At 66.0% G+C, this 21,862-nt stretch carries 19 protein-coding genes; 1 reads left to right on the top strand and 18 read right to left on the bottom strand.

What is annotated here, in order from left to right; genetic code table 11:
• Window positions 1–302: 302 nt before the first annotated feature.
• From recN to D8Z78_RS06210, 15 genes are all read right to left on the bottom strand, one after another.
• Complete coding sequence (recN, locus tag D8Z78_RS06280) at window positions 303–1,955, bottom strand: DNA repair protein RecN (RefSeq protein WP_128910730.1); 1,653 nt, start codon at window positions 1,953–1,955, stop codon at window positions 303–305.
• Between the two features lie 38 nt (window positions 1,956–1,993).
• Complete coding sequence (locus tag D8Z78_RS06275) at window positions 1,994–2,848, bottom strand: outer membrane protein assembly factor BamD (protein ID WP_128910729.1); 855 nt, start codon at window positions 2,846–2,848, stop codon at window positions 1,994–1,996.
• Between the two features lie 129 nt (window positions 2,849–2,977).
• Window positions 2,978–3,898 (bottom strand): UDP-3-O-acyl-N-acetylglucosamine deacetylase, encoded by a 921-nt coding sequence (lpxC, locus tag D8Z78_RS06270; protein ID WP_128910728.1) that lies wholly within the window; start codon window positions 3,896–3,898, stop codon window positions 2,978–2,980.
• Between the two features lie 348 nt (window positions 3,899–4,246).
• Window positions 4,247–5,902 carry a cell division protein FtsZ gene (gene ftsZ, locus D8Z78_RS06265; protein WP_128910727.1) on the bottom strand — a complete coding sequence of 552 codons (1,656 nt, stop codon included), beginning with the start codon at window positions 5,900–5,902 and terminating at the stop codon, window positions 4,247–4,249.
• A 445-nt stretch (window positions 5,903–6,347) separates the two neighbouring features.
• Entirely contained in the window at window positions 6,348–7,676 is a 1,329-nt protein-coding gene (gene ftsA, locus D8Z78_RS06260) for a cell division protein FtsA (RefSeq protein WP_128910726.1), read from the bottom strand.
• Entirely contained in the window at window positions 7,673–8,563 is an 891-nt protein-coding gene (locus D8Z78_RS06255) for a cell division protein FtsQ/DivIB (RefSeq protein WP_240672011.1), read from the bottom strand. Before D8Z78_RS06255 ends, ftsA begins: the two co-directional genes overlap by 4 nt.
• Window positions 8,551–9,465 carry a D-alanine--D-alanine ligase gene (locus tag D8Z78_RS06250; RefSeq protein ID WP_128910725.1) on the bottom strand — a complete coding sequence of 305 codons (915 nt, stop codon included), beginning with the start codon at window positions 9,463–9,465 and terminating at the stop codon, window positions 8,551–8,553. Before D8Z78_RS06250 ends, D8Z78_RS06255 begins: the two co-directional genes overlap by 13 nt.
• A 113-nt stretch (window positions 9,466–9,578) precedes the next feature.
• Complete coding sequence (murB, locus tag D8Z78_RS06245) at window positions 9,579–10,499, bottom strand: UDP-N-acetylmuramate dehydrogenase (protein WP_128910724.1); 921 nt, start codon at window positions 10,497–10,499, stop codon at window positions 9,579–9,581.
• Window positions 10,500–10,570: 71 nt separating this feature from the next.
• Window positions 10,571–10,810 (bottom strand): hypothetical protein, encoded by a 240-nt coding sequence (locus D8Z78_RS06240; protein ID WP_128910723.1) that lies wholly within the window; start codon window positions 10,808–10,810, stop codon window positions 10,571–10,573.
• Window positions 10,811–10,862: 52 nt separating this feature from the next.
• The gene (locus D8Z78_RS06235; protein WP_128910722.1) at window positions 10,863–11,132 is read right to left on the bottom strand and encodes a DUF2484 family protein; all 270 of its coding nucleotides are present in this window, start codon (window positions 11,130–11,132) and stop codon (window positions 10,863–10,865) included.
• Between the two features lie 69 nt (window positions 11,133–11,201).
• Window positions 11,202–12,377, bottom strand: coding sequence for an APC family permease (locus D8Z78_RS06230; protein ID WP_128910721.1), 1,176 nt, complete (start codon window positions 12,375–12,377; stop codon window positions 11,202–11,204).
• A 469-nt stretch (window positions 12,378–12,846) separates the two neighbouring features.
• Complete coding sequence (murC, locus tag D8Z78_RS06225) at window positions 12,847–14,244, bottom strand: UDP-N-acetylmuramate--L-alanine ligase (RefSeq protein WP_128910739.1); 1,398 nt, start codon at window positions 14,242–14,244, stop codon at window positions 12,847–12,849.
• Between the two features lie 13 nt (window positions 14,245–14,257).
• A complete protein-coding gene (gene murG / locus D8Z78_RS06220) occupies window positions 14,258–15,385 on the bottom strand; it encodes an undecaprenyldiphospho-muramoylpentapeptide beta-N-acetylglucosaminyltransferase (RefSeq protein ID WP_128910720.1) in 1,128 nt (375 codons plus the stop codon).
• Between the two features lie 166 nt (window positions 15,386–15,551).
• Window positions 15,552–16,718: a peptidoglycan glycosyltransferase FtsW gene (locus D8Z78_RS06215; protein ID WP_128910719.1), complete on the bottom strand. Its 1,167-nt coding sequence runs from the start codon at window positions 16,716–16,718 to the stop codon at window positions 15,552–15,554.
• 103 nt (window positions 16,719–16,821) lie between these two features.
• Window positions 16,822–17,394: a GAF domain-containing protein gene (locus tag D8Z78_RS06210; protein WP_164932900.1), complete on the bottom strand. Its 573-nt coding sequence runs from the start codon at window positions 17,392–17,394 to the stop codon at window positions 16,822–16,824.
• A 126-nt stretch (window positions 17,395–17,520) separates the two neighbouring features.
• Between D8Z78_RS06210 and D8Z78_RS06205 the strand changes: the two genes are divergently transcribed.
• Window positions 17,521–18,702: a BaiN/RdsA family NAD(P)/FAD-dependent oxidoreductase gene (locus tag D8Z78_RS06205; RefSeq protein WP_128910717.1), complete on the top strand. Its 1,182-nt coding sequence runs from the start codon at window positions 17,521–17,523 to the stop codon at window positions 18,700–18,702.
• Window positions 18,703–18,720: 18 nt separating this feature from the next.
• Here the strand turns inward: D8Z78_RS06205 and D8Z78_RS06200 are convergent, their stop codons facing one another.
• From D8Z78_RS06200 to mraY, 3 genes are all read right to left on the bottom strand, one after another.
• Complete coding sequence (locus tag D8Z78_RS06200) at window positions 18,721–19,209, bottom strand: GNAT family N-acetyltransferase (RefSeq protein WP_128910716.1); 489 nt, start codon at window positions 19,207–19,209, stop codon at window positions 18,721–18,723.
• The gene (murD, locus tag D8Z78_RS06195; RefSeq protein WP_128910715.1) at window positions 19,206–20,600 is read right to left on the bottom strand and encodes a UDP-N-acetylmuramoyl-L-alanine--D-glutamate ligase; all 1,395 of its coding nucleotides are present in this window, start codon (window positions 20,598–20,600) and stop codon (window positions 19,206–19,208) included. Before murD ends, D8Z78_RS06200 begins: the two co-directional genes overlap by 4 nt.
• 179 nt (window positions 20,601–20,779) lie before the next feature.
• Window positions 20,780–21,862, bottom strand: a complete 1,083-nt coding sequence (gene mraY / locus D8Z78_RS06190) for a phospho-N-acetylmuramoyl-pentapeptide-transferase (RefSeq protein ID WP_128910714.1) — start codon at window positions 21,860–21,862, stop codon at window positions 20,780–20,782.

The raw sequence follows: 21,862 nt of genomic DNA, 5'->3' as shown, positions 1-21,862 counted from the left end.
CGCCGACCCTCCCACCCATTGCGGGAATTGAATCAGCCGAGCGGCCTTCGATCAAGGGCGAGTTTTTCAACAAAATAGGCCAAAAGCGTACACAGAGTTACGCCAGCGGACAAGCATATGGTTACGACCATTGGGTGTCCCAAGAAATGCTCATCTGCACGCGCTGACGCTGGTTGCGGTCAACACTAAATAAGTCAGCCCCGCCTCCCCAGCCCGCCTACGCCTGGACCCGTTCCATACGCCTGATGGGACGGTGGGCGGGGCGCCTTTGCCCGGTACGGGCAAACAGCGCCGTCCCGCCGTCACCCGGCCAACAACGCCCGCGCCGCTGCGCGCGCCTCTGCCGTCACAACGTCGCCGGACAGCATCCGCGCGATCTCGTCCTCGCGCTGGTCCGCGCCAAGCGGCACCACCTCGGACAAGGTCACGTCCTCGACGACCCGCTTCGCCACGCGCCAGTGATGCGCCCCCAGCGCCGCCACTTGTGGCGAATGGGTCACCACCAGCACCTGCCCGCCCTGCGCCAGCGAGGCCAGTCGCCGCCCCACCGCATCGGCCGTCGCACCACCGACACCGCGATCGATCTCGTCGAAGATCATCGTCACGCTGCTGTCGCGCTGCTCGGTCAGGCACACCTTCAGGGCCAAAAGGAACCGCGAAAGTTCCCCCCCCGAGGCGATCTTGTTCAGCGGCCCCGAGGGCGCGCCGGGGTTGGTCGCCACGGTGAAATGCACCGCGTCGCGCCCTTCCGGGCCCTCAGGGGCGCGGGTCACTTCGGTGCGGAATACCGCCCGCTCCATCTTCAACGGCGCCAACTCCGCCGCCACAGCCGCATCCAGACGCAAGGCCGCCGCAGCGCGCGCCGCGGTCAAGGTCTCTGCCGCGGCATCGAAGCTCGCCTCGGCCGCACGCACCGCCTTGGCCAACTCTTCGATCCGCGCCTCGCCCGCATCCAGCGCGGCAAGCCGTGTGGCCAGCGTCTCCGCCAATCCCGCCAATTCGTCGGGCAGGACCTGATGCTTGCGCGCCAGACCGCGCAGGGCAAACAGCCGCTCCTCGGTATCTTCCAGTTCCGCCGGGTTGAACTCCAGCGCGTCAAGGCAATCGGCCACGCCGCGCGCCGCCTCGTCCAGTTCCGCCATGGCGCGGGTCAGCGCCTCGAGCGGCGCGTCAAGCCGACCGTCGGCCCGTTCCGCTGCCCCTTCGAGCCAGCGCATGGCCTGCGCCATTGCCCCCTCGGCACCATCATACCCAAGCGCATTGGACGCCTGCGCGATGTCGTCGCGAATCCGCTCGGCGGATTGCATCATCCGGCGCCGCGCATCCAGTTCCGCCTCCTCGCCCGCGACCGGAGCCAGCTTTTCCAGCTCGGCCACCGCATGACGCAGGAAGTCTTCTTCCGCCTGCACCTCGGCCAGCGCCGCCTGCGCCGCGCCATGCGCCTTGCGCGCCGTGCCAAGCGCGCGCCACGCGCCGCGCACCGCCTCGGCCGTCTCGGCATAACCGCCGAATTCGTCGAGGATCGCCCGGTGCCCTTTGGGGTCCAGCAAGCCGCGATCGTCATGTTGGCCGTGCAACTCGACCAGCGTCTCCGACAGGCGCCGCAGCACCTCGCCCGAGACCCGGCGGTCGTTGATCCAGCCGGTCTTGCGCCCATCCGACGTGTTGACCCGGCGCAGGATCAGTTCGTCCTGCACGGGCAGCCCGGCATCCTCCAACACGGCAAAACCCGGATGGCCGGGCGGCAGATCGAAGACCGCCGTCACCTCGCCCTGCTGCGCGCCCTTGCGCACCAGTTCGGCCCGACCGCGCCAACCCAGAACGAAACCCAGCGAATCCAGAAGGATAGACTTGCCCGCACCGGTTTCCCCGGTCAGCACGTTCAACCCCGGCTGGAAGGCAAGATCCAGCCGATCGATGATCAACATGTCTCGGATTTCAAGCGCGCGCAGCATCCGTCACCTCATGCAGGATGGGGTAAGACCCATCCTACTCAGAGCCACTCGCCCTTGACCATTTGACGATAGACGGCGCCCAGCCAATTGTCGTCGAAGACGCGCGGCTCCAGCCCTTGCCCGGTCAGCAACGCATAGCTGTCCTCGTACCACTTCGTCGACTGGTAGTTGTACCCAAGGATCGCGCCCGCGGTCTGCGCCTCTTGCGTCAGGCCAAGGGACAGGTAGGCCTCGATCAGGCGATGCAGGGCCTCGGGCGTGTGAGTCGTGGTCTGGAAATCCTCGACCACCACGCGGAATCGGCTGATCGCCGCGCCGAAATGGTCCCGCTTCAGGTAGTAGCGCCCGATTTCCATCTCCTTGCCAGCCAGATGGTCAAAGGCCAGATCGAATTTCAGAATCGACGAGCGGGCATATTCGCTGTCCGGATAGCGTTCGATCACCGCGCGCAGCGCCTGCAAGGCCTGGAAGGTCAGGCCTTGGTCGCGGCCCACCAGTTCGATCTGGTCGTAGTAGGACAGCGCCAGCAGGTACTGCGCATAGGCGGCGTCGTCATCGGCCGGGTAGAAATCGATGAATCGCTGCGCTGCCGCGCGTGCCTCGTCGTATTGCTTGTTCTGGTGCAAGGCGTAAGCCTGCATGATCAGAGCCCGCTTGGCCCAGTCGGAATAGGGATAAAGCCGCTCGACCTCGCCGAAATAGAATGCCGCCTGCTTGCTGGATTTGCGGTCCAACTCGTATTCGCCGCGTTCAAAGATCTGTTCGGCCGTATAGTTTTCCAGCGGCACGCCGCCCGGGCCGACATCATTGCGTTGCAGCTGGCTGCACCCGCTCAGGACAAGGGTAGACACAACCACCCCGAGCACAAGATTTCGCGACCTGCCCCCTGCCATGCGTGACGTCCCTCTGCTCCGTTCGATGCGGTCCTCAGCACCGCCATTGGCATGGGTCTAGCACAATAAATCGCGGTGCAAAATGTCTTAACCGCACTTTATCGCGTGCGCCGCCATGAACTGGCGCGGTTACGCCACGGCGGGGATTTCGTGGCGCTCGACACCGGCGCCCGGCAGCCGCGCGGCCATCCCTGCATCGCACAGCACGACGCGGTAAGCCTCTGGCGTGGCGAAGATTTCACGCAGCAGCGCATTGGTGATCGCGTGGCCGGCCTTGTGGCCTTCGTAATGGCCGATGATCGGCGCGCCCGCCAGCGATAGGTCGCCCAACGCGTCCAGCATCTTGTGGCGCACCGGTTCGTCGGCGTGGCGCAGTTCGGTGCCCTCGACATGGTCGCCGTCAAAGACCACGGCGTTTTCGCCGGGCACGCCGCCAAGCGCCAGCCCGTTGGCCTGCATGTATTCGACCTCGGCCCGGCGGCAGAAGGTGCGGCTGTCGCACAGTTCGCGCACAAAGCTGCCATTGGCGAGGTTCATCTCGCGCGTTTGCTGGCCGATGGCCTGATCGGCGAAGTCGATGTGGAATTTCATCGTGGTCCCCTGCCCCGGCGACAGGCGCGCCCAACCGGCGGCGGTGTGGACCTCGATCGGGGTGAGGATCTCGATGGCGCGGACCGGCACGGCCAGCGCGCGTACGCCACGCGCCAGAATGCCGCGCACGAACGCGGCGCTCGACCCGTCCATGATCGGCACTTCGGGGCCGTCGATCTCGATCAGGGCGTTGTGCACGCCGCAACCCGCCAGCGCGGCCATCACGTGCTCGATGGTCGACACCGAGACACCGGCGCGGTTGACGATCTTGGTGCATAGCGGCGAGACCTCGACCACGTCCCAGCGGGCCGGGATCAGCGTGTCGCCGAGCGCGATATCCGTGCGCTTGAACCAGATGCCGTAATCCGAGGACGCCGGGCGGATCGTCATGCGCGCCGGTTCACCGGAATGCAATCCGGTGCCGGTAAAGGTGATGGCGGATCTGATCGTCGTCTGCACGGGTCTTCCCTATCTTCTACTCGTATCCCCCCACGGACACGGCTTTGGACCTGACATAAGTGACAGAGGGGGCGCGCCTCAAATCAAAGATTGTAACCGCGTGAAACATCGTGCAGCAGGCATCGGCGGAACGCCGCCGCACCTTGCAAACCATGGCTCAAAATATTGAAAATGCTGGATTTAATCGGGCAGCTTGGCGTGGATTTTCGGACTTGTCCACACGCTTGACGCAGCGGATATCGCCGCCTGTTCACGGGTTTTCGTCACATCCTGTAACACCGTGGGTCCACCTGAAACGCAAAACGCCCCCCGAAACCGGAGGGCGTCGTGCAGAATGCGTTGGCGCTATCAGTTGGCCTGACGGCGCAGGAAGGCCGGGATTTCGATCCGGTCATCTTCGGGCTCGGCCTCGGGCTGCGGGGCCTGTGCGGGACGCTGGCCCTGCACCGGCGGCTGACGGCGCGCCGGTTGCTGCGCTTCGGGCACGGCCTGACCGTGGCCGGTCATGCGACCGATCAACGAGTTCACGCTGAAGCGCGGCTTGTCAGCCTCGGGCTGCGGCTGGGGCACGTTGCGACCGCGGGGCGCATCGTCGCGCGACTTGGCGGCGGCGGCCTTGAGGCGTGCCAGCGCGTCGGGGCTGGGTGTGCCGGGGGCCGGCGCGCGCGGCGCGACGAAGTCGTTCGGGTCGGCTTCGATCGTGTCGGGCTGCGGGTTGAACGCGGCGACTTGCGGCTGGTAGGCGGGCGGCGGCAGGTCGTCATCGGCCTGCTGCACCGGCGCGGCGCGGCGCGGGGCCGGTTGCGGCGCGGGCTGCGGCTCTTCGAAGATGTCTTCCATCTGCTCGCGGGCTGCGGCGCGCTCGGTCTCCATCCGTTCGAACAGCGAGGGCTCTTCCTCTTCGTACTGCTCGACCTTCTGGGCCGCGACGGGCTGCGGCGCGGGGGCCGGTTCGGGCTGCGGCGCGGGCGCCATGCTCTGATGTGGCAGCGGCTGCTTGAGCGAGCGGCGCGGGACCGGGGTCTCGGCCGTATTCTCGTTGGCGTCGATGCCGGTGGCCACAACGGACACGCGCATCAGGCCGCCCATCCCCTCGTCGAGCGTGCTGCCGACGATGATGTTGGCATCCTGATCCACTTCTTCGCGAATGCGGTTGGCCGCCTCGTCGAGTTCGAACAGGGTCAGGTCGGAGCCGCCGGTGATGTTGATCAGCACGCCCTTGGCGCCTTTGAGGCTGATCTCGTCCAGCAGCGGGTTCGCTATGGCCTTCTCGGCCGCCTGGATCGCGCGATCTTCGCCCTCGGCCTCGCCAGTGCCCATCATCGCCTTGCCCATCTCGTCCATCACGGCGCGCACATCGGCAAAGTCGAGGTTGATGAGGCCCGGACGGACCATCAGGTCGGTCACGCCCTTCACACCCTGATACAGCACGTCATCGGCCATCGAGAACGCCTCGGTGAAGGTCGTCTTCTCGTTGGCGAGGCGGAACAGGTTCTGGTTAGGAATGATGATGAGGGTGTCGACCACCTTTTGCAGGCTGTCGACGCCATCCTCGGCCTGACGCATGCGCTTGGCGCCTTCGAACTGGAAGGGCTTGGTCACGACGCCGACGGTCAGAACACCCAACTCACGCGCGGCCTGCGCGATGATCGGGGCCGCACCGGTGCCGGTGCCGCCGCCCATCCCGGCGGTGATGAAACACATATGCGCGCCAGCCAGATGATCGACGATCTGTTCGATGCTTTCCTCGGCGGCGGCAGCCCCCACCGAGGCGCGGGCACCTGCGCCCAGCCCCTCGGTCACCTTGACGCCCAACTGGACCCGGCTTGCGGCGCGCGACTGTTGCAACGCCTGAGCGTCGGTATTGGCTACGACGAAGTCGACGCCCTCCAACTGCTTCTCGATCATGTTGTTGACCGCGTTGCCACCAGCGCCACCCACGCCGAAGACCGTGATGCGCGGCTTGAGCTCGTCCTGTCCGGGCATGGAAAGGTTCAATGTCATGGTTCTGTCCGCCTGTGCTTGATCACCTGTTCAGGCCTATTTTTGGCCCGTTTCCCTTGACCTTACCGCCTGTTGTGCCCCGCGTCACGCGAAAATCGGCAGTTTAGCACCAAATATGGCAGGTTTTTGACGGCAATATGCGAGTTTTCGCCGAGTTGCCAATATGCTGTGGCTCACCGTTAATGTGGCACAACGCAAGGCAGCGACGCCCGCCCATGGGGCGCGTCGCATGTTCTGGTTGTCTTGGAGGCCTGCCCGCCCCTCTTCGGGCGTGTTATCCGCCCTTTCTCCACAGAATCTTAACAGGGTTATCCACCGCCGTCACGTGGGTTCTTTCGAGTAGGATGGTGTTTCCCGGGGCTACGCCCGTTCGGCCTTCGATCCGTCCCCCGGACGGATCGCCGCGCGCAGCGCGGACCGGCCCTCACCCCATCCTACCCCAAGCTCACCAATTGTCGCGGAACCACTGCACCGCGCGCTTGAGCGACCGCGCCGGGTAGCGATCGACCGGAAGCTCGAAATCCCACCATTCGTCTTGTGGATGCGCCGCGAACAGGCACAGCCCCACCGCCGCGGCAAAGCCCGGCCCGGTCGCCGCCTGCGGCAGGCCATGAACGCGCAGCGGGCGGCCAAGGCGCACCTGCTGGCCGAGGATCTTGGTCGCCAGACCATCCAGGCCCGGAATTTGCGATGCCGCGCCGGTCAAGACGATCTTTTGGCTGGGCAGGTGGTCGAAGCCCGCCGCGTCCAGCCGCGCGCGCACCTCTTCGAGGATCTCCTCGACGCGCGGGCGCATGATGCCGATCAACTCGGCCCGCGTCGCGGTGCGGCGGTCATGCTCCCAATCGCCGGTCTCGCCGCCGGTCTCGATCACCTCGCGGTCATCCATGCCGGTGGCCACGACGCCGCCGTAGAAAGTCTTGATCCGCTCGGCCACCGCCATCGGCACATGCAGCCCCATGGAGATGTCCGAAGTCACGTGATCGCCGCCCATGCGCACGGAATCCGCATAGATCATGTGCTTCTTGATGAAGATCGACACGCCCGTGGCGCCGCCGCCCATGTCGATGCAGGCCGCGCCCAGTTCCTGTTCGTCCTCGACCAGCGCCGCGATGCCGCTGACATAAGACGAAGACGCAATCCCCGCCAGTTCCAGATCACAGCGTTTCACGCAATGGGCGAGGTTCTGGATCGCCTGCGCATCCACCGTCAGCATGTGCATGTCGCAGGACAGCTCGTTGCCGATCTGCCCGCGCGGGTCGATCAGGCCCGAGCGGTGGTCCAGCGCAAAGTTCACCGGCTGCGCGTGCAGCACCTCGCGGCCATGGCCGAAATCCGGCACGTCGCATGCCGACAGCACGCGCGCCACGTCCTGTTCGTCCACCGTCACGCCCTGCACATCGACATTGCCCGCCAGCCCATAGCTGCGCGGCTCGGCCCCGGAAAAACACGCGATCACGTGATCGACACGGATGCCCGCCATCTTCTGCGCCGCCTGCACGGCGGTGCGGATGGCGCGCTCGGTCTCGGACATCGACTGGATTTCGCCGAAGCGCACGCCGCGCGAGCGCGTCGTCGCCGCCCCGATCACCCGGAACCCGGACTGCCCCGCCAGCGAGCCGATCCCCTCGTCCGAAGGGTCCGATCCGTCGAAGCGCAGCACCAGACAGGCAATCTTGGACGACCCCACGTCCAGAATTGCCACCACGCCACGCTGCATCGCCGCCTTGCGCATGTTGCGCATGGCCCGCTGGGATTCGTATAGCTCGATCATTGCTGCACAGCTCCGCCTGCCTCGATTGCCTTTATCCGCCACATCTCTTCGGTGGCGTTTCTTGTCATTCGTATGGTCGGCCGCCGCGGCAGCCGCAAATCCACGGTCACGAGATCGCGCGACAGCATGTCGACGGCCTCGTCCATGGCGATCACCCGCTCCAGCGCCTGCACGGCGCCGGTCTCGGGCAACATGATCCGCTGGTCGCGATCCAGCACCACATCCCAGCGCCGCGCGCCCATGCGCTCGAACCCGCGCAGCCGGGACTTGATCGGGCCGGTCACCGCGAACAGGCGCAGCGCCTCGGGCACCGCGTCCTCGGCGCCCTCTCCGGCGATCACCGGCAGCGCCGCGTGATCGGCCCGGCGCGCAGCCGGTCCCACCAGTACGCCCTTGCTGTCGAGCAGCCGCAGCCCCTCGGCATCGCGCCACAATACGGCGGGCATGCGCTCGACGATATCGACCTGAAGGATGCCGCCCTGCCGGATGCGCAGATCGGCCTTCTTGACCGCGTCGATCGTCAGCGCCTTGTCCTGCAACGCGTCGAGATCGAGGTCGAAGGAACTGCTGGGCAGGTCCACGTCCAGCGCCGTGCGCACGGTTTCGGCCAGCTCGGGCGAGCCGCCATCGATGGCGATCACCCGCACCTGAAACTCGGGGCGGCTTTCGATGCGCTCGCGCAGGTCGGCGATTGTCCCGAAGACCAGCTTCTGGTTCGCCTCGTTCGACAGCCACGCCGAGCCAAGGCCAAAGCACAGCGCAAACGGCAGCACCACCCGCAGTGAAAAGCGGAAAAGCGGCGTCAGCATCAGCCGCTCCATCCGGTAGCTCAGGCGCGTCCCCTTCGGGTCGATCCGCGCCATTTCGGGCTGGCCTACCTGTCGCACGACGCGTCCTCCACCATCCAGGCGCAGAACTGGCCAAAGCTGAGGCCCACCAGCCCGGCATGTTCCGGGCTGAGCGAGGTCGGGGTCATGCCCGGCTGGGTGTTGGTTTCCAGCAGGATCAGCCCATCGAGCCCCTTGGTGTCGTCCCAGCGAAAATCCGTCCGGGTCACGCCGCGGCAGCCAAGCGCGCGATGAGCGCGCAGGGCATAGTCCAGACAGGCATCGTAGATGTCCTGCGGCACATCTGCCGGGCAGACATGGCGCGACCCGCCGGGCTTGTATTTCGCGTCGTAATCGTACCAGCCATCGGTCAGGATTTCCGTCACGCCCATCGCCGCGTCGCCCTTGACCGTGCAGGTCAGTTCGCGCCCGGGGATGAAAGCCTCGACCATGACCACCTCGGGCATGTCGTCGGCCAGCAGCGGCGGCGCGTTCGCCGCCTCGTGCACGAGGTAGACCCCGACCGAGGACCCCTCGTTATAGGGTTTGACCACATAGGGGGGTGCCATGACATGGCCCGCCATCACGGCACTCTTGTTTTCGAGAATACTTTCCGCAACCGGAAGCCCCTCAGCCCGGTAAACGTCCTTGGTCTTTTCCTTGTCCATGGCCAGCGCCGAGGCCAGCACGCCGGAATGGGTGTACGGGATGCGCAGCCATTCCAGCAGGCCCTGCACGCAGCCATCTTCGCCCCAGCGGCCATGCAACGCGTTGAACACGACGCAGTCCCCCTGCCCCGCAAGCTGCGCGGCAAGGTCCGGACCCGCGTCCAGTTCAACGACTTCGTAACCTTCGCCCCTCAGTGCGGCGGCACATTCCCGACCGGAAACCAGCGACACCTCGCGCTCTGCCGAGGGTCCGCCTTTGAGTACCACCACCTTTGGGAGTGTCCTGCTCGACATCCCTAATTCCGCCTTTTTTGCCGGGTTTATCCCGGTCAAGGGGCCTTGCCTGTCGCCCCTATTTGGTGTCGGCCGCTGCTACCCGGCCTGATATCCCACGGATTTTCCCGAACTTACGCCGGATCACCCACCCGCATGATTTCCCACTCTAACTCTATTCCACTGTGTTGGAAAACCCTTTTTCGCACTTCCTCACCCAGCGACTCAAGGTCATGCGCCGAGGCCGCGCCGGTATTGACGAGGAAGTTGGAATGTTTCGGGCTCATCTGCGCACCGCCCATCGTCGCCCCGCGCATGCCCGCCTCGTCGATCACCTTCCACGCCTTCAATTCGTGGGTATCGTCCGCCTGCCCGGTGCTGGAAAAACCCGCCGGGTTGCGAAAGGTGCTGCCTGCGGTGCGGTCCTTGGTCGGCTGGGTCTCGTCGCGCTTCTTCAACTGCGCGTCCATCCGCTCGGCCAGCGCCACGGGGTCGTCCTGCGGCCCCTCGAAGACCGCCTCGACCAGCACCCAGCCCTCGGGCAGCGTGCTTTGACGATAGGCAAAGCGCAGGTCATCGGCGGTCAGAGTCGTGATCTCGCCCGCCCGCGTCACCACCGTCGCCTCGACAAAGACATCCGCCACGTAGGAGCCATAGCACCCGGCATTCATCCGCACCGCGCCGCCGATGCTGCCGGGAATGGTGCGCAGGAATGTGAGGTCGATGCCAGACTCGGCCGCGCGCTTGGCCACATGCGCATCCAGCGCCGCAGTCCCGGCGCGCACCCGCGTGCCTTCGACCTCGATCTGGTTGAAGCCCCGCCCGAGCCGGATCACCACCGCCCGCAAGCCGCCATCGCGCACGATCAGGTTCGACCCGACCCCCATGGGAAAGACCGCCACGGACGGGTCGAGATCACGCAGGAATTCCGCAAGGTCAGCGCGGTCGGCTGGCTGATAGAACCAGTCCGCCGGGCCGCCGACGCGCAGCCAGGTCAGGTCGTTCAGGGGACGATCGGGCGTCAGTCGCCCACGGGTCGAGGGAAGCTCTGTCATGCCCCCGTGCTAGTCCGCGCGCCCCTTTTTCACAAGAGCCAACAGGCCACCGACAGAGACCCCGCCGCCGATCATGCGGCCTGCCACCGGCCCAGCAGCGCGCCAAGCACCAGTGCCACGCCCCATAGAAAGGCGGTGTAGACCAGCACATCCACCCCGGCGGTCGTGCCCTCCTTCCAGAAGGCCAGCCCCGCCGCGAGTGTCAACGCCGAGGCCACCACCGCCAGCGCATCCTGCCGATCGGCACGCGCCAGCACGAAGGCGGTGACCAGAGTCAAGGTAAAGGCGGCAAAAGGGATAAGCGCGAGCATGGCAGTGTCTCCTGATCCTGAAGACAACCTTGCCGCGGCGTGAACCGTTCCGTCAGTCCGGAATCCCCGACCTGTCGCGGCGAAAGCCGCGCCGCGCCCAGCGCAGCAGGTAGCGCAGCGGCCAGCGCAACACGCTCATGCCGGCGATCAGCACGACCAGCCCGATCCACGGTCCGTTCTCATAGGTGACAAATCCGACCAGCGGGATGCCCACCGCGATCAGCCCATAGGCCCGCGCCCAGTGGTTGTCCTTCGAGGGCAGCATGGCCAGCACATTGGCCACCAGCGCCCACACGCATGCCAGAATCAGCGAGGTGCTCATGGAACCCGTCTTTCTCAGTGCCCCCGCAGGCAACCCCATGATGCGCGAAAATCCGCCGAAAGGCAAGCCTCACCCGGCCAGGCTGACCAGAAGTGCGCCGAGGCTCAGTATCAGGCCAACCACCGGCACGGCCATCGGGACCCGGAACCTTGGGCGCGCGCCCCCCTGCCGCTTGACCGCGATCAGGGCCGCGTTGACCGCGACGAACACCGCCAGCAAGACACTGGACGCCCCTTCGGCCAGAACCGACACAGGCAGCGCCAGCGCCGCCGCGATCACCGCCGCGCCCACCGAAACGGTCGCCAACACCGGCGTGCCGAACCGGGGATGCGCCCGGTGGAACAGGTCAAGCGCTCCGCCCGAGCGCCCGAGCCCGAACAGGACGCGGCTGGCCATGACGATCTGCGCCAGCACACCGTTCAATGCGGCAAAGACGGCGATCCCCGACAGGAACCGCGCCTCGCCGCCCATGGCCGCCTGCCAGACCAGCGCCAGCGGCTGCTCTGAGGCGCCCAAGGCCTCCAGCGGCACCGCCCGCACCGCCGCCCAGACCACCAGCGCATAAAGCGCGCTGGTGATCCCCAGCGAGATCAGGATTGCGCGCGGCAGCGTGCGCTCGGGGTCGCGCACCTCTTCGGCCATGTTGACGATGTCCTCGAACCCGATGAAGGCAAAGAAGGCCAGCACAGCCGCCGCCCCGATGCCCACCACCGGCACCGCAGCGGAAGTGACCGGGATGGGCTCCGCCGAGCCGCCCGCCCAGATCACCAGCGCCAGCCCGCAGACCTCGATCAAGGTGAACAGCCCCGCCAGCGCAAGGCTTTCCAGCACGCCCAGCACCGCCACCGCCGTCAGCGCCACGCCCAAGGCGATGGCCACCAGCGCAAAGGGCCAGTCCACCAGCCCCAACAGATAGCCCGTGCCGCCGCGCAGCACCGCCGCCGCCGAGACCGTGCCCGTGACCACGATCAGCAGGCCGACCACCGTGCCCAGTCCCGGCCACCCAAAGCCCTTGGCGACAAAGGCGGCCTCGCCCGCCGCCTCCGGCACCCGTGCCGCGAATTCCGCATAGGACAACGCCGTCGGTGCCGCCACGAGCCCCGCGAGTAGGAAAGCCAGAGGCGCCCAAGGCCCGGCCAAGCCCGCCACGGCCCCCGTCAGCACGTAAATCCCCGCGCCCACCATGACGCCAACGCCATAGGCCACCAGCACCCAAAGCCCGATCCGTCGCTTCAGTTGATCCATCGAGGCACCTCCGCCCACAGATTACCGCAGCGTGTCCGCTCTCCCATGATCTGGATCATCGGCACCCTGCCCTCGCAGGTTGGGGGCATGCCCCAACTTTCCAAGGGCCCAACACCACCGCTCATGGGCGATAGCGGTGTCACCCGCAACATGGTCAATCGCCCCGCGCCCTACCCAGTCCGCGACCAACGGACCAGTCGGCCCCTGCGCATCCTCGGGCACGGCCTCCGCGCGGATCACCTTGACCCTCCGCCGCGCCGTCTGGGCAAGATCGCCGTGACGCGGAACGCGCCCCCGCCGGTCACGACAGCCATCCGGTCAGGATGATCGCATCGCCACGGCGCCTCCCCCATTGGAACAATCGCCTGACGCCAAAGCGCAACACCCTGTTTCTTCTCTTTCCAAATACCCATTCGACGCAAACAAAAAGGCCCCACGCGGGGGCCCTTTTCACCTCATCTCCAAACGCTTACTTCGACAGCCGCGCGGGCAGCCCGTTGGCCCAGGCGGAAATCGTCCCCGCCCCCAGACACACGACCATATCCCCCGGCTGGGCCTGTTCGCGGACCAGACGTTCCAGATCGTCCTCGCTGTCCACCGCGCGGGCGTGACGGTGGCCGTGGCGCACCAGACCGGCGACCAGATCGTCGCGCGAGGCGCCCTCGATGGGAGTCTCACCTGCGGCATAGACCTCGGCAATCGCCACCACATCGGCCTCGTTGAAGCAGGTGCAGAAATCCTCGAAATGGTGGTGCAGGCGGGTGTAGCGGTGCGGCTGGTGCACGGCGATCACCCGACCGTCACAGGCCTGACGGGCGGCCTTCAACACCGCCGCGATCTCGACCGGGTGGTGGCCGTAATCGTCGATGATCGTGACACCGTTCACCTCGCCCACCTTGGTAAAGCGGCGGTTCACGCCCCCGAACCCGGCCAAGGCCGCGCGGATTTCATCGCCCGACATGCCCAAATGCCGCGCCACCGCGATGGCGCTCAGCGCGTTCGACACGTTGTGATCGCCCGGCATCGGCAGCGTACAGCCCGCGATCATCTCGTCCGACTGCTGGAAAGCCACGTCGAAATGCGCCACGCCCTTCTCATACCGCAGGTTCACGGCGCGCACATCGGCCTGCGCGTTGAAGCCATAGGTCACGACGCGGCGATCCGTGACCTTGCCCACCAGCGCCTGCACCTCGGGGTGATCGGTGCAGCACACCGCCAGACCGTAAAACGGGATGTTCGACACGAAGTCGTAGAAGCCCTTGCGCAAGTTCTCGATCGTGCCCCAGTGCTCCATATGCTCGGGGTCGATATTGGTGACGATGGCGATGGTCGCGGGCAGCCGGTTGAAGGTGCCGTCGGATTCGTCCGCCTCGACTACCATCCATTCACCCTCGCCCATCCGCGCGTTCGAGCCATAGGCGTGGATGATCCCGCCATTGACCACGGTCGGGTCGAAATTGCCCTTGTCCAGCAGCGTCGCCACCATCGTCGTGGTGGTCGTCTTGCCGTGGGTGCCCGCAATCGCGATGTTAGATTTCAGGCGCATCAGCTCGGCCAGCATCTCGGCGCGGCGGACGACGGGCAGGCCGCGACGGCGCGCCTCGTCCAATTCCGGATTGCCCGGCTTGATCGCGGATGAGATCACCACGACCTCGGCGGCCTCAAGGTTCTCGGCCCGCTGCCCTTCGAAGATATGCGCACCCAGATCGGCCAGACGGTCGGTGATCTTGGATGCCTTCAGGTCCGACCCCTGCACCACGTAGCCGTGGTTCAAGAGCACCTCGGCGATGCCCGACATGCCGATGCCGCCAATGCCGACAAAGTGGATCGGCCCCACATCGCCCGGAAGTTTCGTCGCCCCGATCATGCGTGCGCCCCGCTCAAGTTCCAGATCCTTCATGTCCCGCCTCGCTTTTGTTGTATCCCGCCAGTTCTTCGACCAGCGCACCCAGTTCCTCGGCCGCTTCGGGTTTTGACACCGACAGCGCCGCATGGGCCATGCGGATGGCCCCTTGTTCATTGTCCAGAATGGCCCAGATCGCGTCCGTCAGGCTTTCGATCGTCAACTGGCTTTCCGGCAGCCGGATCGCCGCGCCCGCCTCGACCAGCCCGCGCGCATTCGCCGTCTGGTGGTCGCCCGCCGCGTAGGGGTACGGGATCAGGATCGACGGCCTGCCGATCACGCTGATATCCGCCACCGACGACGCGCCCGAGCGCGAGATCACCAGCTGCGCCTCGGCCATGCGCTCTGGCACGTCATGGAAGAACGGCTGCACATCGGCGGCCACGCCGTTTTCGGCATAATAGGTATCGACGCGCTCAAGGTCCTCTTCGCGGGCCTGATGGCTGACGCGTAGGTTGCGCACCGTGTCCAAGGGCAGGTTCGCAATCGCAGGCGGCACGATATCCGACAGGGCGCGCGCGCCCTGCGAGCCGCCAATCACCAGCATCGACATCGGGTACGGCCCCGGCGCGATATAGCCCGCGCCCGCGCGGTCTCGCACAGCTTGACGCACCGGGTTGCCCACATGCACGCCCTCGACCCCGTCGGGCAGGGCCGTGGGCCATGTCCCGCAGGCGATCTTGTTCACGCGCGTGGCAAAGACCGTGTTGACCTTGCCCAGCACGCCGTTCTGTTCGTGGATCATCCGTGGCAGGCCCAGCAGCCACGCCGCCCCCAGCGCCGGAATGCTGGGATAGCCGCCAAAGCCCACAACCACGTCCGGACGGTCCCGCCGCAGGCGCCACGCCATCGACACCACGCCCTTGAGGATCGAGAACGGTGCCAGCAGCTTGGCCACGATGCCGCCCCGCGCGAAGGTCGAGCTTGAGACCTGCTCGATCTCGACCCCCTCGGGAAAGCCCCCGGCATAGCGTGCGCCGCGCGGATCGGTGGACAGCTTCACGCGCCAGCCGCGCGCCAGCATCAGCTCGGCCAGCGCCTGCGCGGGGAACATGTGCCCCCCGGTGCCGCCTGCCGCCATCACCAGCAATGGCCTGCGTGTCATCGTTCCTCTCCGTCTACCGTTCAACCGCCCTTACCTAAAACCTTCGACAGGGGCAATCAGGGTGCGCGCCCACGGGCAAAGCCTTGCTCACACGGACGTGACTTACCACCCTTAACGTGACCGATCGCGCCATCAGTGTCGCTCGGGGGCATCTCGCGCGTGCCTGTCACCGTGTGCGGGCGCGCAGGATGTCGCCAATCTCGCCCTGCGGACGCACCCGGGTGAAGGCCAGCAGCATGCCCACGGCAATCCCCCCCGCAATCAGCGAGGAGCCGCCATAGCTGACGAAAGGCAGCGTCATGCCCTTAGCGGGCAGCAACCGCACCGCGACGCCCATGTTGATCATCGCCTGCACGCCGAACATCGCCGCCAGCCCCGTCCCCGCCAGCCGGATGAAGGGATCGCGTTCGCGCATCAGCCGGATGAAGCTGCGCACCACGATGGTGGTGTAAAGCGCGATGATCGCCAGAACCAGCACCAGCCCGTATTCCTCGGCGGCGACCGCGATGATGAAATCCGTATGCGCATCCGGAAGCGACCATTTCACCGTGCCCTCGCCCACACCGACGCCAAAGAACCCGCCTTCTTGGATGGCGTTCGTGGCATAACCCAGCTGCGTGGTCGGATCGACCTCGGGCGACAGAAAGCCGTCGATGCGGCGGGCAAAGTGCTGCGACGAGTTGTAGGCCACCATGCCGCCCATCACCACCAGCCCCGCCAGCCCGATGAGCAGCAGCATCGGCGCGCCGCCGATGAACCACATCACGCCCCAGCCGAACAGGATCAGGCTGGCTTGGCCAAAGTCGGGCTGAAGCGCCAGCATCATCACGATCACCACCATCATGATGAAGGAATAGGTCCGCCCCGGAGGTCCGCCCAGCTCCTGCCCCGCCGCCATCAGCCACGCAGCGGCGATGCAGAACATCGGCTTCAGGAATTCCGAAGGCTGCACCGAGGCGAAGCCCAGCGAATACCACCGCGTCGCGCCCTTGCCGAAATCCGTGCCCAGCACCGGCAGGAAGGCCAGCGCGACAAAGGCCGCAAGAAAGCCCACCACCGCCAGCCGTCGCACCATCAACGGCGTCATCATCGAGGTCAGGAACAGCGCCACCATCGCCAGCCCGCCAAAGAAGGCCTGCCGTTGCACGTAGTGAAAGGGCGCCAGCCCGTTGCGTTCGGCCAGCGGCACCGAGGCCGCAAGCCCCAGCAGGATGCCGGTGCCGAACAACATCAGGATGCAGGACAAGGACCACTTGTCCACGGTCCGCCACCACTTCGGGAGAACCGGCTCGCCGTCGCGCACGGAGACCGTGCCATAGACCATCTCTGTCATGGGAAATACCGCTTTCGAAACTGCCTCGGAACGCCCGATTTGGCCGGGTCATTGCCCCTAGTCTACCGCAAAGCCAAGCCGCAGGCCAGAGTTTTGACGGCCCTTACGCCAGTCGCGGCAGCAGGCGGGCGCTGGCCCCGATGGCCGCCTCGCGCAGCCCGGTTTCGACCTCGCACCAGCGCCGCGCCAGCACCTGCCCCATCTGACCGGCAATCGCTGTCAGCATGATGTGGTCGTCCCATTCGAACTTGTAAGGCATCTCGCTTTCGACATCGAGGACACCGATGCAGTCCCCGTCGGCCATCAGCGGGAAACAGGCCTCCGACCGCATGGATGAATCCGACCGCACATAGCCGGGATACGCGTCCACGTCATTGACGACGATACCACGGCGCGACGCCGTCACGTGGTCCAGCACACCACCCTTGGCGCTCTGCAAGAGGCGGTTCACCCGACGCGCCTCGAGCAGCTGTTGGTCCGGTGTCATGGTGCCCGGACACCGGTGATAGACCTGCAACGGGCTCGCGCCATCGCGCCGCAGCAAGAAGGCGCAGCGACGATAGCCCAAATGGTTGTAAAGGTGATCGATGACGGTGTGACACAGCCGCACCGGGTCGGAGGTCGTCATCATGACCTCGCTCAGATGCCCCAATGCAACTGCCTTGTTCAGCTCCATGCCCGCGCCTCGTCCAGTTGCGCGAGCATAGGTGCAAGATCGGCAAAGCTCCAAATGGTTTTGGGTTAACGCCGCGAAGTCGGGAAAAGGCTGGCAAAGCGCGGTCATTCCGCCTATCGGGCGGGCATGTTGACACATTGCCTGATCCTTGGCGCCGGTGCTGCCGGCATGATGGCCGCCGCGCAGACCGGTCCCGGCACGATCGTGATCGATCACGCCCGCATGCCGGGCGAAAAGATCCGCATCTCCGGGGGCGGACGCTGCAACTTCACCAACATGTATGCCGAGCCCAAGAATTACCTCGGCGAAAACCCGCATTTTCATAAAAGCGCGCTGAGCCGGTATACCCAGTGGGACTTCATCGAACTGGTCTCGCGCCATGGCATCGCGTGGCATGAAAAGACGCTGGGCCAGCTGTTTTGCGACGACAAGGCCACGCAGATCGTGGACATGCTGCGTGAGGAACTGGTGCAAGCGGGGGCGGAGCTGTGGCTGCAGACCTCGCTGCGCGAATTGACCCATGCGGACGGGCTGTTCACCGCCCGGCTCGACCGCGAGGGCCGGACGGTGACGGTGCAGGCCCGCAACCTCGTGCTGGCCACCGGCGGCAAGTCCATCCCCAAGATGGGGGCGACGGGCCTCGCCTATGACATCGCACGGCAATTCGGCCATGACCTGACCGAAACACGTCCGGCGCTGGTGCCTTTCACCTTCGAAAAACGCTTTGCGCCGATCTCGGGTGTGGCAACTCCTGCGCGCCTGTCCAACGACCGCGCCAGTTTCGACGAGGCGCTTTTGTTCACCCATCGCGGCCTGTCGGGCCCGGCGGTGCTGCAATTGTCCAGCTACTGGCGCGAGGGCGAGACAGTGGTCGTCGACCTGCTGCCCGGGACCGATCTGGCCGGCCTGCTGAAAGCGCAGCGCGGCCAGCATGGAAAACGATCGCTGACCACGGAGCTGGGCTTTCATCTGCCCGCGCGGCTGGTCGACTTCCTTGCCGCCGAGGTCGACCTGACCGGCAACCTCGCCGATCTTTCCGACAAGCGCATCGACGCGCTGTCGGACAGCTTGCATCGCTGGGGTCTGAAACCGGGCGGCACCGAAGGCTATCGCACCGCAGAGGTCACGCTGGGCGGTATCGCAACCACGGGCCTGTCCTCGAAATCGATGGAAAGCACGCAGGTTCCCGGCCTGTACGCGATCGGCGAGGCGGTGGACGTGACCGGCTGGCTGGGCGGGTACAATTTCCAATGGGCGTGGTCGTCGGGCTGGGCCGCAGGTCAGGCGATCCGGGAAAAACTGGGGTAGGATGGGTGATCACCCATCCTACTTTCTGTAACGCTCCATGACGTGAAAGACCTCTTCGACCCCATCCGTCACCTCGCGCCAGCCTTCGACAAAACCGACCCGCGCCAACAGCCGCAGGGACGCCGCATTCCTGACGTCGCAAATCCCCAGAACCCGCGCCGCCCCGGTCTGCGCCCAGACCAGATCCAACGCCTGCCGCATCGCCGCACCGGCATGCCCCTTGCCTTGCGCGCCACGGGCCAGCGTGATGCCCAACTCGACCTCGCGCCCGTCCTCGGACAGGAACAGCCCCATATCCCCGATCAGCTGATCCGCCGCATCGGCGATCCCCAGCTGCGTCCACCGCCCCGGCCTGAACAGCTCGACCTCGGCCATATGCGCAATCATGCGCCCGGCCTCGCCCGCATCCATCGGCTCCCACGACTGGTAGCGCGCCACGTCCGGATCGCCGCGATAGGCGAGAAAGGCCGGGATATCCCGCGCCTCCAACCGCCGCAAACGCGTCACAGGCCCAAGGCCGCGCGCACTTTCAAGGTAAAATCCTCGCCGCGCTTTTCGAAATTGTCATACTGGTCGAAACTCGCCGCCGCCGGCGCAAGCAGCACCACCTCGCCCGGCTGCACATCCGCGACCGCCCGCTCCACGGCGGTCGCCATGTCGCCGCAAATCTCGGCCTCGACCCCCGGCAGCCCCAGCGCAAACCCTTCGGGTTCGCGGCCGATCACATAGGCCTTGACGACGTTAGGCAGCCCCGCCGCAAGCCCCTCCAGCCCGCCATCCTTCATCAAGCCGCCACAGACCCAGCGCACCCGGTCAAAGGCCTGCAAGGCCTTCAGCGCGCTGTCCACATTGGTCGCCTTGCTGTCATTGACAAAGCGGATGCCCTCGCGCTCGGCGATCAGCTGCGAGCGATGCGGCAGCCCCTCATAGGACCGCAATCCCGCCTCGATATCGCGAGGGCCAAGCCCAAGCGCCCGGCAGGCGGCAAAAGCCGCACAGGCGTTCTGATGATTATGCGCGCCCGGCAACCCCTTGATCTCGCGCAGGTCGATCGACGCGATCTGCTTGCCCTTGCGCCATTCCGTCAGGAACCCCTTGCGCGCGAACACCATCCAGCCCGGCCCGCTCAGCTTGCGCCCCGACGACACCCGGATCACCCGGTCATCGGCGCGCCCCTCGGCCAACTGCCCGGCGAGGAAACGCCCCTCGACCTCGTCCACGCCGATCACAGCGCGATCCGGCCCACCCTCGGCGAACAAACGCCGCTTGGCCGCGAAATAACCGCCCAATCCCGCATGCCGGTCCAGGTGGTCCGGCGAGAGGTTGGTGAACACGGCCACATCCGGCGTCAAAGCCCGCGCCAGATCGGTCTGGTAAGATGACAACTCCAGCACCACGATCCCGCCATCGCCGGGCGCGTCGATATCCAGCACCCCGCGCCCGATATTGCCCGCCAACTGGCTTTCGCGCCCCGAGGCACTCAGGATGTGGTGGATCAAGGCCGAGGTGGTCGACTTGCCGTTCGACCCGGTCACGCAGACCACCTTGGGCGCGCGGTCATACATGTCCCAGCCCGCACCAAGCGATCGGAAGAACAGGCCGATATCGTTGTCCACCGGAACACCAGCCTCCAGGGCCGCGGCGATCACAGGGTTCGGCGCGGGATACAGATGCGGAATGCCGGGCGAGACGACCAGACAGGCCAACCGCTCCATCGCCCGCACCAGATCGACCGCTTCGAACCCTTCACCCTCAGCCCGCTCCCGCGCCGCCGGCGTATCATCCCAAACCAGAACCTCCGCGCCCCCGGCCCGCAAGGCCCGCGCCGCCGACAGGCCCGACCGGCCCAGCCCAAGAACGCCAACAACCGCCCCGTCAAACCCCGACACTGGTATCATGCCTCACCCCTTCGGTGTTTCTTCTTGGTCAAAATACCCATGTCCCGCCATCCGCCACAAGCATGCCGCCGACACGACGCGCACCCCCCGCCCCGCGCGCCCACCCGAGGCGCAGGGCGCAGCCCGAAGCCGAGACATAAAGCGCGCGCGTCAGCGCGCCCCTTTGGATCACCGCCTGCTCAGCGCACCTTCAGCGTGGCAAGGCCGATCATCGCCAGTATCAACGAGATGATCCAGAACCGGATCACGATCTGCGGCTCGGCCCAGCCCTTCTTCTCATAGTGGTGGTGGATCGGCGCCATCAGGAAGACGCGCTTGCCCGTGCGCTTGAAATACAGCACCTGAATGATCACCGACAGCGCCTCGACCACGAAGAGCCCGCCGACGATGCCCAGCACCAATTCGTGCTTGGTCGCCACGGCAATCGCCCCCAAGGCGCCGCCCAAAGCCAGCGACCCGGTATCGCCCATGAACACGGCCGCCGGCGGCGCGTTGTACCATAGGAATCCCAAACCGCCGCCGACCACGCCCGCCGCGAAGACAAGGATTTCCCCCGTCCCCGGCACGTAATGCACGTCGAGATATTCGGTAAAGTCCACGCGGCCCACCGCATAGGCGATGATCCCCAGCGTCGAGGTCGCGATCATCACCGGCATGATCGCCAGCCCGTCGAGGCCATCCGTCAGGTTCACCGCATTGGCCGAGCCCACGATCACGATCATCGCAAACGGGATGAACAGCCACGACATGTAGATCAGCGTGTCCTTGAAGATCGGCAGCGCGAGGTTATAGCTCAGCTCCGCCGGGTGATAATGCGCCGCCCAGAACCCCGCGACCCCGGCGATGATGAACCCCAGCAACAGCCGCACCTTGCCCGAGACACCATCGGTGTTCTGCTTGGACACCTTGGCATAGTCATCGGCAAAGCCGATCAGCGCATAGGCGATGGTCACGAACAGCACCATCCAGACAAACGGGTTGTCCAGCCGCGCCCAAAGCAGGGTCGAGGTCACAAGCGCCCCGATGATGAGTAGCCCGCCCATGGTGGGCGTGCCCGCCTTGACGAAATGCCCCTCGGGCCCATCGGTGCGGATCGGCTGCCCCTTGCCCTGCGTGCGCCGCAAGACATTGATCAGCGGCACCCCGAACAGGAAACCAAACACCAGCGCGGTCAGGAAAGCCCCGCCAGCGCGAAAGGTGATATACCTGAAAAGGTTGAAAAAATCGCCACCGTCGCTCAGTTCGGTCAACCAGAAAAGCAT

Source organism: Tropicibacter alexandrii, from assembly GCF_003667315.2.
GTDB lineage: Bacteria > Pseudomonadota > Alphaproteobacteria > Rhodobacterales > Rhodobacteraceae > Tropicibacter > Tropicibacter alexandrii.
This window is presented reverse-complemented; position numbering and strand designations above follow the sequence as displayed.